At 35.7% G+C, this 14931-nt stretch carries 14 protein-coding genes and 1 other annotated feature; all 14 genes read right to left on the minus strand.

Annotation, left to right across the window (positions count from 1 at the left end; all coding sequences use genetic code 11):
• Positions 1-81 precede the first annotated feature (81 nt).
• Entirely contained in the window at positions 82-558 is a 477-nt protein-coding gene (gene greA / locus NSQ92_RS14650) for a transcription elongation factor GreA (protein ID WP_047944032.1), read from the minus strand.
• Positions 559-950: 392 nt separating this feature from the next.
• The gene (gene udk / locus NSQ92_RS14655; RefSeq protein WP_047944031.1) at positions 951-1586 is read right to left on the minus strand and encodes a uridine kinase; all 636 of its coding nucleotides are present in this window, start codon (positions 1584-1586) and stop codon (positions 951-953) included.
• Between the two features lie 5 nt (positions 1587-1591).
• Positions 1592-2860, minus strand: a complete 1269-nt coding sequence (locus NSQ92_RS14660) for a peptidase U32 family protein (RefSeq protein WP_047944030.1) — start codon at positions 2858-2860, stop codon at positions 1592-1594.
• 21 nt (positions 2861-2881) lie between these two features.
• The gene (locus tag NSQ92_RS14665; RefSeq protein WP_341152897.1) at positions 2882-3811 is read right to left on the minus strand and encodes a peptidase U32 family protein; all 930 of its coding nucleotides are present in this window, start codon (positions 3809-3811) and stop codon (positions 2882-2884) included.
• Positions 3812-3813: 2 nt separating this feature from the next.
• A complete protein-coding gene (locus NSQ92_RS14670) occupies positions 3814-4455 on the minus strand; it encodes an O-methyltransferase (protein WP_047944028.1) in 642 nt (213 codons plus the stop codon).
• Positions 4456-4761: 306 nt separating this feature from the next.
• On the minus strand, positions 4762-5910 hold the full coding sequence (gene mltG / locus NSQ92_RS14675) for an endolytic transglycosylase MltG (RefSeq protein ID WP_082138417.1): 1149 nt from the start codon (positions 5908-5910) through the stop codon (positions 4762-4764).
• Positions 5911-6091: 181 nt separating this feature from the next.
• A complete protein-coding gene (locus NSQ92_RS14680; RefSeq protein ID WP_047944340.1) occupies positions 6092-6379 on the minus strand; it encodes a DUF1292 domain-containing protein in 288 nt (95 codons plus the stop codon).
• Positions 6380-6391: 12 nt separating this feature from the next.
• Positions 6392-6808 (minus strand): Holliday junction resolvase RuvX, encoded by a 417-nt coding sequence (gene ruvX, locus NSQ92_RS14685; protein ID WP_047944339.1) that lies wholly within the window; start codon positions 6806-6808, stop codon positions 6392-6394.
• Between the two features lie 4 nt (positions 6809-6812).
• Complete coding sequence (locus tag NSQ92_RS14690; RefSeq protein WP_047944338.1) at positions 6813-7079, minus strand: IreB family regulatory phosphoprotein; 267 nt, start codon at positions 7077-7079, stop codon at positions 6813-6815.
• A 74-nt stretch (positions 7080-7153) separates the two neighbouring features.
• On the minus strand, positions 7154-9781 hold the full coding sequence (gene alaS / locus NSQ92_RS14695) for an alanine--tRNA ligase (RefSeq protein ID WP_047944337.1): 2628 nt from the start codon (positions 9779-9781) through the stop codon (positions 7154-7156).
• 85 nt (positions 9782-9866) lie between these two features.
• Positions 9867-10098, minus strand: a binding site (T-box leader).
• A gap of 59 nt (positions 10099-10157) precedes the next feature.
• The gene (locus tag NSQ92_RS14700) at positions 10158-11237 is read right to left on the minus strand and encodes an AI-2E family transporter (RefSeq protein WP_341152898.1); all 1080 of its coding nucleotides are present in this window, start codon (positions 11235-11237) and stop codon (positions 10158-10160) included.
• Positions 11238-11523: 286 nt separating this feature from the next.
• Entirely contained in the window at positions 11524-11655 is a 132-nt protein-coding gene (locus NSQ92_RS14705) for a YrzQ family protein (RefSeq protein WP_082810098.1), read from the minus strand.
• A gap of 54 nt (positions 11656-11709) precedes the next feature.
• A complete protein-coding gene (locus tag NSQ92_RS14710; RefSeq protein ID WP_144547312.1) occupies positions 11710-11898 on the minus strand; it encodes a hypothetical protein in 189 nt (62 codons plus the stop codon).
• Between the two features lie 569 nt (positions 11899-12467).
• Entirely contained in the window at positions 12468-14894 is a 2427-nt protein-coding gene (gene recD2, locus NSQ92_RS14715; protein WP_341132786.1) for an SF1B family DNA helicase RecD2, read from the minus strand.
• Positions 14895-14931: the final 37 nt, after the last annotated feature.

Below are 14931 nucleotides of genomic sequence, written 5' to 3' on the forward strand. Positions count from 1 at the left end.
ATCAAGAGTGTTGACGAGGTGTCTCATTTATAAACAAGTCAGTGATAACTTTTTATTCGGTTATCCATTCCATTAAATTACTTATTTAATTGTAACGATTTGTACATTCATTTCTCCACCTGGAGTTTGTACAATTACTTTATCGCCAACTTTTTTGCCAATTAAGCTTTTAGCAATTGGAGAATCATTTGAAATCTTCCCTTCGAATGGGTCTGCTTCCGCACTACCAACGATTGTATATGTTTCTTCTTCACCGTCTGGAAGCTCGACGAATGTAACAGAACTACCGAGGGAAACCGTGTCGCGATCCAGCTCATCTTCCGAGATAATTTTCGCATTTCGAATCATATTTTCAATCGTAGTGATACGTCCCTCCACAAAGGCTTGTTCTTCCTTTGCAGAATCATACTCTGAGTTTTCGGATAAGTCACCGAAACTACGTGCAATTTTAATACGTTCTACAACTTCTTTACGTTTAACTGTTTTTAACTGTTCTAGTTCCTGTTCTAATTTTTCTTTACCTGCTAATGTCATTGGAAATTCTTTTTCGATTGCCAAAATCTTCACTCCTTCAAGTATGGGATTAATGAATAGCCATGAAGCTATTTGTAAAACCCCTAATAAATATGTATTTAAAGATAATAGCACGACAACTTAGAAATGGACGCGCTTTTTTTTCTAATAGAATGAGTTTAATACGGATTGAAGAAAAAAGAAAGCATTTTCTATTAGATTGTCTGTAATGATTTAACATTTTTTCACTAATTAGTGATTTTTGTTAAATTAACAATAGGTTATAAATAATCAAATATCATTACAGAAAGCTTCTTTTTACTCATCCCTTTATTTTACCCCATTGGTTTCTTACATAATCCATATTTGGAAAAATAGGCTGTCTATAATGGAACAGCCTATCTGTCAGAAATTTTGCATGAATACTATCTATTGTTTCATAAAAGTGATTTTTGTTCAAGAATTGTTTGAATTTTAGTAACCATAAGATCAATGGCGACGTGATTATGACCGCCCTCTGGAATTATAATATCTGCATATCTTTTGGTTGGTTCAATAAATTGATTATGCATGGGACGAACTACATTAACATATTGTTCAATTACAGAGTCAATCGTTCTACCTCTTTCTTTGATATCCCTCATTAATCTTCTGATAATGCGTAAATCCGCATCTGTATCAACAAATAACTTCATATCCATTAAATCACGAAGACCTTCATCCTCCAGTATGAGGATACCTTCCACAATGATTACATCCTTAGGTTCAACTAAGATCGTTTCATCAGAGCGAGTATGCATAGCATAATTATATACTGGCTTTTCCACCGCTTCATAATCTAATAATTTTTGAATATGATCAATTAATAATTCTGTATCAAATGCTAATGGATGGTCATAATTTGTTTTTAATCTTTCCTCAAATGGTAAATGAGATTGATCTTTATAGTAATAATCCTGTTCGATCATTAAAATCGAATGTCCTTTAAAATGGTCAAATATAGCTTTGGTCACACTTGTTTTTCCAGATCCGGAGCCACCTGCGACACCAATAACTACTGGTTTCGGCTGCATGCTGATTAAAGCTCCTTTCGCATCATATTATTTGGATAAACAGGGTGGTCCACTTTAAATTTAACAATTTGTAAGGGATGTCTTGCAGCATCGATTTCCTTCCCGTCTGCATCCCAAATTTTATCAACAACCATTGTAAAATTATCAATTTCTGGACCAAAAAACTCCACTTCCTGCCCCTGTTTGAAGAAGTTTCTTTGTTGTAATGTTACTATTTTTGTCTCTTCATTATAATCGAGCACTAAACCAGCAAAGTCAAAAGTGGTCTTTTTGCTATGATTTCCAAACATTTGCTCTTTATACCCTGGCTGACCTTCAAAGAAGGCAGGTGCTGTATCTCGATTTGCACATTTATCTAGTTCTCTCAGCCATTCCTCTTGAATGACAAAATGATCTGGATCTGCACAATAGGCATCAATCACTTTTCGGTATACACTAACAACTGTAGCAATATAATGAATGGATTTCATTCTACCTTCAATTTTTAAACTGTCTATGCCTAGTTCAATCATACGTGGAATAGATTCGATAAGCTTTAAATCTTTTGGACTCATCGCAAAAGGAGCATCACCTTCAGAGAATAAAGGCTTTTCCTCCGCACCATCTAGCTTGTACAAATCATAATCCCAGCGACATGACTGACAACAACCGCCGCGGTTAGAATCTCGAGCAGTCATATGATTACTCAATGTACAACGACCAGAATATGCGATACACATTGCGCCATGAATGAACGTTTCGATTTCAATATCTACTTTTTCTTTCATTTCTTTTATCTCTTCTGCACTTGTTTCACGAGCAAGCACAACCCGTTCTAATCCTTCTTCCTTCCAATACTGAACTGCCTTCCAGTTAGAAAGAGATTGCTGTGTACTTAAATGTACTTCTATTTCAGGTGCTACTCTACGGCATGTCTCGATAATTAATGGGTCTGCCACAATAATTCCATGTACACCTGCTGACTTTAAGCCCATTAAGTAATCTTCTAAACCGTCAATATTTTCATTATGTGCAAATATATTGGTAGTAACATATATTTTGGCTTGATATTTCTTAGCAAACTCCACTCCCTCTTTCATTTCTTCAAAAGTGAAGTTTCCAGCATTCGAACGAAGTCCATATTCTTGTCCACCAATAAAGACAGCATCTGCACCGTATGTAACAGCAATTTTTAATTTCTCTAAATTACCAGCAGGCGCTAGCAGTTCCGGTTTCTTTACAATTACTCTTTTTCCATCTCTTATTTCAGAAATAGGATCCTTAACTAATGTCATTTTCCCTTCTCCTCCACTTGTTTAGTAAACCGTTTCTTTAAAGAAAAATCCTGTATCCAATGGTCTATTAGGTGGTTGAATTTTTTCTATCTCAGCAAGTAAATGATCTTTTTCTTCTTCATATCGATCTGGATCATTTAAATACAAAGTCATTGCTTGATGATATAGTCCAGTAACAGCAAGAATATAGCTTGGTTCTTTCAAAAGACCGTCGATTTTAAATGAATCAATGCCAGCATCCAATAGGTCTGAAAGCTCATCAATGATACAAATGTCATTTGGACTCATAATATGTGTCCCATTTTCATCCTGAAAAATCGGGTATTTGTTTTCTCTTTCTTTATCATGCAAGAAGAAGTTCTTATCTGATTTGCTTGCTTCCAATTCCACTTCTTTCCCTTGATATTGAAAGTAATGTTCTAGTAAAGTACGTTTTGATTGAAACATCGTTGTCATTCCATGAACTTGGATTTCAATCTCCACTTCTGCATTTTCTTTCGTCTCAATGATGGCATCCATGCTAATTTCTCTTGCAAGGACCGCTCTTTTTGCACCTTTTCGTCCCCAATAATTACACGTGTACCAGTTTGTCCCTGTTGTTTCTGTATTCCAATGCAGTTTCATATTTGGTGCAACTTCTCTGGCAAGCATTAAAACAGCTGGATCCCCATAATATATTGCATCCGCATTTACATACACTAAAAACCGAAGATATTCTGTTACATCTTCAATTTTATCATTATGAAAAATTGCATTTACAGCCACATATACTTTTTTCCCTCTTTGGTGTGCGATTTCAATCGCCTTTTTTACATCGTCCCGATTAAATTCACCGGCTAATCTCAAACCAAATTTTTGTTCACCAATAACAAAAGCATCTGCCCCATTATCAATAAGCGGCTCTATATCGTTTATACTGGTTGGCGTTACTAGTAATTCCGGTTTTTTCATTCTTATCCCCTCTTTTTACTAATTGCAATACCGTCTCCCACAGGCAAGATTGCTGTGTGATAATCCTGATTTCCCATAAGCCATTGATTATAATTTCTTATTTTACGTACTAATTGACGAAGGTTTCTACTATCTATCTCTTCTGCTGCCACTAAACCATGAAACAATATATTATCTGTATACACGATTCCGTCATTCGATAAAAACGGACTGTAAAGATCGAAAAACTTTTGATACTGTCCCTTTGCAGCATCGATAAAGATAGCATCAAACGGCCCATATTGCTGAACTATAGAACCTAATTCAAGGGCATCACCTTGTAATAGGACAATTTGTGCTTCAAGCTTAAACTTTTCGACATTTTCCTTCGCTACTAAATACCTTTGTTCATCTCTTTCCAACGTAACTATTTGAGACGATGGTAATGCTTCCGCCATTCTTATTGCCGAATATCCTATCGCCGTGCCTACTTCTAATATTTTTTTAGGCTGCTGAATTCGTAGTAATTGTAATAATGTTTCAATCCCTATTAACTCCATAATGGGAACTTCATTTTGTTTCGCATATTGTTCCATTTCACTTATCTGGTTATTTCTTTCTGGAATTAAATTTTCAATATACTCCAGGATTTGTTTATTTTGCAAGGATGAGTCCCTCCTAATTAATCCATAAAGCCCTATCCTTTTGTCTTCTACCTAAAAATAGTTAGCTTCTTATTAAGAACCTAACACATCAAAAAAGTGTATATAATTTGGGTATTTCATTAAAGGTATACTCAAAAACACTTGTACCATTTTATCATAAAATATAGTAGAATGCTAATAAATCTTCAGATATCAACAGCAATCTACATAAAAGATGACAATTTTTCGAACAATATAACGTAATTTTAAAAAAAGACTACAGTCCAAACATCTTTTTGTTTGACTGTAGTTTTTTGGTGAAGAATGTTAGTCATTCGTAATATATTTTGCTTTCAATTCATTATGTTCATTAAGCGATTTAGAAAAGTACACTTTTCCATCTTTCGAAGCTAAGAAATAGAGATAATCTGTATCATCCGGATGCAGTGCTGCTTCCATAGAAACAGTTCCTGCATTGGCAATTGGTCCAGGTGGTAAGCCTACATTTTGATAGGTATTATAAGGCGAATCTACCTCTAGATCTTTATAATAAACTCTATCCTTATGCTCTCCTAATGCATAAAGTACCGTCGGGTCTGTTTGCAATGGCATCCCTTGTTCGATACGATTATAGAACACACTGGCAATTTTCTTTCTATCCACATTTTTGGTTGCTTCTTCTTCAATTAACGAAGACATTGTTAAAAATTGATGGACGGTTAATTTATCTCGTTCAATTTCCGTTTCATATGCTTTTACTACACTTTCTGTTTTATCAAGCATAACGGAAATAATCGCTTCCAATGTTGGCTTTTCTTCATAATAAGAATAAGTAGCAGGAAATAAATAGCCTTCTAGCGGATATTTGATATTTTTCGCCCAAATTTCTGTTGTTAGTAAATCTGGATATTTGGCCATTAACCCTTTGATAAACGCTTCATCGTTTAATTGTTTCCAAATCTCTTCTTCCTTTTGATTTGTTTTCTTCGCGATAATAGCGGAAATTTCTTTTAATTGTCTTCCTTCAGGTATTGTCATGGTAAAGACAGGTTCTTGCATAATTTTTCCGGTTTTCAAGCTGTCAATAATCTCTTGAATCGACATAGATGGATTCATATGATATTCTCCAGCCATGAAGTTCGACTCATTTTTAAATTTCACATAATATTTAAACACCTTTGCATTTTTTACGAGCCCCTTATCTTCCAGTAATTGAGAAATAGTGCTCACGCCAGAACCGATCGGAACTTCCACTACAATATCTTTATCACTATCTGGATTAACTGGTTTTAATGCTGATTTTATGTAAAAATAACCAGACGTCCCTACCACTGCTACAATCATAATTAATACTAAGGCAACAATGACCACGACTCTTCTGACTAATTTGGCTTCTTGTTGTCTCTGATTTAAATTAGCTATAAATAACTCCTTCTTACTATTTATTGTATTGTTCTCGTCTTTATTATTCGTCAATCTTTTCCCTCCTTGACACTCACCACTCAAACATTTTTTACATATCTCGACCTATTATACTATATTTTGCTAAGGAAGTTGTAGCTTTAAGTGAAATTTACATGCTACTCAAAGCGGAGACTAGAAGTGCACAAAAAAATAAAAAAGAGCCCAAAAGGACTCTTTTTTCATCTATCTGTTATTACTCTTCTTCTTGTTCAGCAAGGAATGTATTTAACATTTCTTCGACTAAATCCCATTCTTCTTCTGTTTCAATTGGAGAAAGTTCACCATCGCCTGTTTCTTCATTTGGAATGAAGGAAGATGCGTGGATATCGATTTCTTCATCATCGCTTTCATCTCCAAGAGGATAATATAATACATATGATTTTCCAAATTCATCTGATTCAAATGTAAATAGAATCTCACATAATTGTTCATTTCCTTGTTCATCTACAACTGTAATTGTATTAGTCTCGCCGTGTTCCATATTTCCACCTCATTATTTTTGACTGTCTAAATATCCTTGCAAAATGATAGATGCAGCCATTTTATCGATTACTTTTTTACGTTTTTTTCTACTAACATCTGCTTCCAATAGAATTCTTTCGGCAGCCATCGTTGTTAGTCGTTCATCCCAAAAAACAACCGGCAGTTCAAATCGTTCTTCTAAAAGCTGCCCGTACATTTGACTAGCTTCACCACGAAAGCCTATGCTGCCATTCATATTTTTAGGAAGTCCAACCACTATTTTACCTATATCATACTCAACAATCAAGGACGCAATACGTTCAAGCCCAAATTGTTCTTTCTCTTCATCAATTTTAATTGTTTCAATTCCTTGTGCTGTCCATCCTAAAGCATCACTAACAGCAACTCCTACTGTTTTTGAGCCAACATCTAAGCCCATTAATCGCATACGTCTATTCCTCTCGTTGCTGTTTTAAATAAAACTTTACAAGTTCCTCAATAATTTCATCACGTTCTAATTTTCGGATGATATTGCGTGCATCCATGTGACGGGGAATATAAGCGGGATCCCCAGAAAGTAAATAACCAACAATTTGATTAATTGGGTTATAGCCTTTTTCTTGCAGTGCATCGTATACTTGATAAAGTACTTCTTTTACATCATGTTCATATGGTTCTTCTGGAAAATTGAATCTCATTGTTTTATCAAATGAGCTCATTTTGAACACCCCATTTCCTTTTCGAACAATTTCTGTTAAGAGTTATCTACATTTTACACTACTTGTCCTTAATATCAAACGGATTTTACATATTCTTGTACAAATTCTAATGCTTCATTTAATTTAGAAGGATCTTTACCGCCTGCTTGAGCCATATCTGGACGGCCCCCTCCGCCGCCTCCACAAATGGAAGCTACTTCTTTTACTATCTTCCCTGCGTGGAAACCTTTATCCATTAAATCTTTGGTTACACCTGCAATAATATTTACTTTTCCTTCATTGACACTTCCAAGTACTAATACGACAGAATCTATTTTTTGTTTTAATTCATCTGCCATTGTACGAAGATTATTCATATCTACATTTGGGATAGAAGCTGCTAATACTGGGACTTCATTGACTAATTTTACTTGATCAACCAGATTTCCTGCTTCAATATTGCTTAGTTTTGCAGCAAGTGATTCATTTTCCCGTTGTAATTGCTTTACTTCTGTAAGAAGACTGTCAACGCGAGTAGCAACATCTTTGGGACTTGTTTTTAATTTATTCGCCGCTTCTTTTAATAAGTGGATTTGATCTGTCAGTTGTTGGTATGCTGCTTGTCCAGTTACTGCTTCAATACGTCTTGTTCCTGCACCAATTCCAGCTTCCGAAACAATTTTAAATAAACCAATTGCTGAAGTATTATCAACATGACAGCCGCCGCATAATTCTAAGCTATACTCACCAACTTGAACAACACGTACTACTTTTCCATATTTCTCACCAAATAAAGCCATTGCACCCATTGCTTTCGCTTCTTCGATATCTTTGTAATCAATTTGGACTGCTATACTTTCCCATATTTTTTCGTTAACGATGCGTTCAATCTCATCTAATTCCTCTGCAGTAATTTGCCCAAAATGAGAAAAATCAAAACGTAAACGATCTGGTTGTACAAGAGATCCTGCCTGATTAACATGTGTTCCTAGAACGTCTTTTAATGCCTGATGCAATAAATGAGTTGCTGTATGGTTCTTTACTATTTTGGAACGATTTTTACTATCCACTTTAGCTGCTAATCGATCATTTAACCTAACAGCTCCTGTTTCAATTATTCCTTTGTGTAAATTTTGACCATTTGGCGCTTTCTGAACGTCTTCCACCCTAATTGTTACATGATCGGATTTTAACATTCCTTTGTCAGCAATTTGACCACCGCTTTCAGCATAGAATGGCGTTTTATCTAATATAAACTGGATTTCATCGCCTGCTTCTGCACTCTCTACTTCTAGACCATTTTTTAATAAAGCCACGATTTGCGCTTCAGTCGACCACTGGTCATAACCAATAAATTCACTTTCTACTTTAATATTGCCTAACACTCCACTTTGAACTTGCATGCTGTCAACTTCATGACGTGCTTTGCGGGCCCGATCCCGCTGACTTTCCATTTCTTTTTCAAAACCTTCATGATCAATTGCCAGACCTTGCTCCTCTGCATATTCCTCTGTAAGTTCAACTGGGAATCCATATGTATCGTACAAACGGAAAATATCTTCTCCAGCAATAACTCCATTGTCTTTTGCTTTCTCCATTACTTCTGAAAGAATTGCAAGACCTTCATTTAATGTTTCATGGAATCGTTCTTCTTCACTTTTCATTACTTTTTGAATGAATTCTGTCTTTTCTTTTACAGTTGGATAATAATCAACCATAATTTCTGCAACTACTGGAACTAATTCAAACATAAATGGTCTGTTAATATTAATTTTCTTTGCATAACGAACTGCTCTGCGCAATAAACGTCGTAATACATAGCCTCTACCTTCATTTGATGGCAGAGCTCCGTCTCCTATCGCAAAAGCAACTGTACGTATATGGTCTGCGATTACTTTAAATGCTTCATCGCTTAAAGAATCCTTTCCATACTCGGCATCTGCCAATTGTTCAGTCGCACGAATAATCGGCATAAATAAATCTGTATCAAAGTTTGTTGGAACATTTTGAACAACAGACGCCATACGCTCCAAGCCCATACCTGTATCAATATTCTTCTTTGGCAGTGGTGTATAAGTGCCGTCTGGATTATGGTTAAATTCAGAGAAAACAAGGTTCCATACTTCTAAGTAACGATCATTTTCTCCACCTGGATATAATTCTGGATCGTTGATATCATTTCCATATTCTGGACCACGGTCATAGAATATTTCTGTATTAGGGCCACTTGGACCTTCACCTATGTCCCAGAAATTACCTTCTAAGCGAATGATGCGATTCTCCGGTATGCCAATTTTATCTCTCCATAAAACATATGCTTCTTCATCCTCAGGATGGATGGTTACAGAAAGCTTCTCTTTATCAAAGCCAATCCATTTTTCATCTGTCAAGAACTCCCAAGCCCATTCGATTGCTTCTTCTTTAAAATAATCCCCAATCGAAAAGTTACCAAGCATTTCAAAGAAAGTATGGTGACGCGCTGTTTTGCCTACATTTTCAATATCGTTAGTGCGAATTGATTTTTGTGCATTTGTTATTCTAGGGTTTTCAGGAATAACACGACCATCAAAATATTTTTTTAAAGTAGCTACACCACTATTAATCCATAATAATGACGGATCATCATGAGGGACTAAAGAGGCACTTGGCTCAATCGCATGCCCTTTGCCCTGAAAAAATTCTAAAAATTTGCTTCTTATTTCTGCACCAGTTAAGTTTTTCATCACATATCCTCCTATTTTTTCTTATGTATTTGCTACAACCACTAAAGTTTACCGTTTTAAGGCATAAAAAAAACTCCCATCCCTGGACAGGGACGAAAGTATTGCTCGCGGTACCACCCTGATTATGGATAAAAATATATAAAAATAATAAAAAATAATATCCATCTCTCAATATTCCTTAACGCGGAAAACGGCAGTGATTAGCTGCATTCAAGAATTAGCTTTCAATTATCCTTCACCTAGAACTCCTTTCAGCCAAAGGGAATTCCTCTCTTTAGAGTGGTCTATAATCTACTTATTTCTCTCACCATTTTATCGATATATGCTTCATTCGAATTATACTGATTATTAGGCAGTATTGTCAATATTGGTCTATTTATATACGTTTCATTTCTCGTTCTTTTTTTCCAAAATGGGTTTTCATATGAATGATGGCCACTTTTACAATTGATAATAAAGGAACTGCTACAATCATTCCAATCATCCCGCCTATCTCTTCTCCTAGCAATAGCGCAAACATAATAAACAGAGGATGCATATGAGTGCTTTTCCCTACTATATATGGCGATAATATATTTCCTTCGAGAAATTGCAGAATAATAATGATAATCACGACAATAATAATCATTTTCACAGAAACAGTACTTGCTACAATTAATGCTGGAACAGCTCCGATTACCGGTCCAAAGTATGGAATGACATTAGTTATTCCTATGATCATTCCTAATACAAGGGCAAATTTCATATGAAATATCAAAAAAAGAATCATAGAAATAACTCCAATAATTGTACAAACTAATAATTGTCCTCTTATATAGCTGCCTAATGATTCATTTACATCCTCTAAAAATAAGCGAGCACTATTGTGCCATTTATTAGGAATTAATCCATTAAAGCCTTTTCTTACCGCATTTATATCCTTTAACATATAAAAAGAGATAAAGGGAATAAGCATAATTATAATCGAATAATTGACAATCCCCATGGCCCCATTAATTACTTTATTCAAAAGGGATTCCATTTTCCTTTCAAATATGTCAATTCCACGGTCAACTTTATCCTGTAGATTGAGCGGCCAAGACTCCATTTTATTTTGAATCGAATCAATTAAATCTTTATATCGTTCTGCAAGTTTTGGAGCACTAACTGTCAGCTCTTCCAGTTGATCAATAAGAATTGGGATACCTTTATAGATTGCATATCCAATCCCGCCAAAAAATAAAATATAAATAAATGCAACAGACAATCCTCTATGTAAACCTTTTTTATGTAATAATTCTACTATTGGATGAAGTAAGTACGTAAAAAACGCACCAATAATAAAAGGAGTTATAACCTTTGTTATAAGACTTAAAATGGGTAACCATATCGGCGATAGTTTTATAAAAATAAATAAAACAATAAAAAGTAATAAGGTAAATCCTAATCGATAATACCATTTTATTCTTATATCCATTTCCTTTCCTCCCTCCTTAATGTATTGTGAGAGATTATAGGAATTTTTATGCATTTTTTATCTAGTTCTCCATTTCAAATAAACTATCTGTGTAATCGACTTATGTTTGTTTCCGTCACATAGTGGCTGCTGCACAATGGAAAGCCTGCTTGACTATAATTTCAAAACATAATAATAAAATGAAAAAGCCCAAGCGCTGATACGAAATTTTTTTGAGTTCTTCGTATCAGTGCTTGGGTTAAAATAGGGCAGGAATTCTTTTCCAGCCTTATCTTCTGACTCACCATTAAAACATCTTCATTACTTTTCTCTGCACTTTTTTCAGTTGTTTTTGACTTATCATATTATTTTTTTGCATATAGCTAAGTGCCACTACACCAGCTCCAATAGCTATTGCTGTATTTATCGCTTTACCCATTACTTTGCACCCCTTTTATATGGAAGTGAGCGCCAAGATTACACAAAGACAAACTTAGCTTAATCGACGCTCATCTTCGTCAAATAAGTCGTCTAAAGAACTTAAGCTTCCATCTTCTTCTACTTGATGTGTATGAATAATCCCTTTCGTAAGCGATAATTCAATAAAGCAATTCCAGCAGTAATATTGATTGATTCCAATTTTCCCAATATCTTTGCTCTGACAATTTGGACATTTGAGCATAGGAAACACCTCATCTTTATTCGTTTCATGAAATATTCCACTTAACATGAAATTTCCAGGTAAGTATTCCCATTATGCTCTATATCCCGTCCAAATATACCAGTGTTTTTAGGAGTTGGCTGTTTTTATTGGCAAGTTAGAATCCAACTGGATTTTTTCGAAGAAGATAGCATTACTATTTTTCACCTAGAACTTAAAAACATGTAGTACAAACATTGGCAAAAAAATCCCCTAATATGGGGATTTCAGACTGTAGACAAACTCCTGTATTTTGGAAATAGAAGTTTGAGTAAAGTATATTTATTAATCTCTTTGAATTTAGACGTTACTTTCCGCTCCGGGGGTTCGCTTTCCGTGGGGCTCGCGCTGAGCCGCTTCGGCTTACAGCCTGCAGGGTCTCAGACTGTCTCGCTAATCCCACAGGAGTCTCACCCCCTCCACTCCAAGCAACGCATGAAAATGCATTTTTACTTCTCCAATATCTTTTTGTCGACAAGCTGAAATCCCCTAATATGGGGATTTCTCTTTTAAAAATAGAGATTTTCTTAAAAAGTTTGTACCTAAGTAATTTAGGATTCGGATGCTTCCATAAAATCATATGGGGTGATATTTTCCATTCCGATCATTGGATCGATTTGATTGATTTTACCTTCATACAATAAATCAAATGACTTCTCTTTTGTCATTTCCATCGTCTCGTCTGGTTGATATACATCAGCAAATGCCTCTTTGATCTTTTCTTTTAAGGTTGTTTGCCGGTTTAGTTCATCATTTCGGCTGACACCTAATTCCATTGCTTCCAGTTCACCACATAGAATCAAAAATTGTTTACTTCTTGTTATTCCGGTGTAAATTAAATTTCTTCTTAACATGCGATAATAACTTTTAACAACGGGCATGATGACGATTGGAAACTCACTGCCTTGCGATTTATGGACAGAACAGCAATATGCCAGCGTAATTTGATTTAAATCCTGTCTCGTATAGGTTGCTTCTATTCCATCAAACGAAACAATAACCATGTCTTGCTTTTCCGTATTTTCCTTCGCATAAAAAATCGATACAATCTCACCCATATCACCATTAAAAACATTGCTTTCTGGCTGATTGACGAGTTGAAGGACTTTATCACCGATCCGGTATGTAACATCTCCAAATTTCAGCTCTTTTCTGGTGCCATCGGGATTAGGATTTAATATTTCTTGTAAGATAGCATTTAAGCGGTCAATTCCTGCTGGTCCTCTATACATCGGGGCCAATACTTGAATATCCATTGGCGCAAAGCCTTTGTTTTTCGCATTCAAAACAATTTTTTCAATTGCCTGCGGAATTTGACTGGAAGAGCACTTTATAAAAGACCGATCCCCTTGGGGCACAAGAAGATTAGCCGGCAGCTGGCCTTTTTTCATTTCATGTGCCAGCTCGATTATCGATGATCCTTCGGCTTGTCGATAAATATCTTTCAACTTAACCGTAGGAATACATGCTGAATCAAGCAGATCTTTTAATACTTGGCCCGGCCCTACTGATGGCAGCTGGTCTTCATCTCCGACAATAATTACTTGAATATGTTCTGGTAAAGCCTTAAATAATTGATGGGCTAGCCAAATATCAACCATCGATGTTTCATCGACGATGAGGATTTTCCCCTCCAAAGGATGATCCTCATCCCGTTCAAATGTTCCAGTGCCATTCCAGCCCAGCAATCGATGAATAGTAACTGCTGGTAAACCTGTCGATTCCGCCATTCGTTTAGCCGCTCGGCCAGTTGGCGCCGCAAGAATAAACGGATAAGGTTCATCGTTTTTATAATCATTAGGATCTAAAGAACAACCGTGCAATTCACCATATAATTCAACAATTCCCTTTATGACAGTTGTTTTCCCCGTTCCGGGACCACCTGTCAATATTAGCATCGGGGACATAAGCGCTGTTTGAATCGCCTCTCGTTGAGAGGGAGCATATTGAACACCGATACGGTCCTCTAAGTTTCCTAACGCCAGCAGAAATTCCGATTCTGGAAATTGGTCTTTATATTCAGATTGCTCCATTACTCGCTTTATATTTCGTACAAGTCCTTTTTCTGAAAAAAACAAAGAAGGTAAATATATTTTTTTATCCTCAACTATAATTTTTCCTTCTTCCTCTAGCTGAATAACCTGATCTGCTATTTGCGAAAATTCTATCTCCTCTTTTTGATTTTCTTCAAGCAGCGCTTTTACTTTTTCTAGTAAAAATTCCGCATGGAGATAGACATGGCCTTCCTGATTACTGCTCAGCTCTAAAATATACAAACAGCCAGCCTTTAATCGATCTGGATGATTCCCAGTAATTCCAATCTGAGATCCAAGGTCATCTGCTTTTCCAAAACCGATTCCTTCAATATCCTCCACTAATTTATATGGATTTGTCTGGACTATTTCTAGCGTATTTTCTTTATATACCTGATAAATTTTCATCGACAATTGCGGACCAAACCCATATTGATTTAATGAAACCATCGCTTGCTCTAACCCTTGATTTTTCATTAATGTATCATAGAGGATTTTCGCTTTATCTGATGCAAGTTTGGGCACTGTCTCTAAAATCGATGGCTGATTCATGATTTTAGAGATTGCTTCTTCTCCTAAAGTATCCACAATATTCTCTGCTGTTTTTTCCCCAATCCCTTTAAATAAGTTGCTCGATAAATAAGCAATAACCCCTTGCTTTGTTTGTGGCATTTCTTTTCGAAAGGAAGTCGCCTGCAGCTGTAAACCGAATCTTGGATGCTCTTTAAAATCACCAAAGTAAGTATACGTCTCTTCTTCGTTCATCTTTGGTAAATAGCCAGTAATTACCGCTTCTTTATCGTCATAATCATGATTCGTTTCATCAACTCGTATTCTTATCACGGAGTAAAGATTCTGTTCATTGTGAAAAATGGTAACAAGATGCCGTCCCTTTACATACTTTTTTTCATTTTCAAAAAGATCCAAAGAGTTCTGCTCGTTCAACTGAATTCCTCCTTTCTTCCTTTATATTTCATGTCTC

This window comes from Niallia sp. FSL M8-0099 (assembly GCF_038006945.1).
In the GTDB taxonomy this organism is placed as follows: domain Bacteria; phylum Bacillota; class Bacilli; order Bacillales; family Cytobacillaceae; genus Niallia; species Niallia circulans.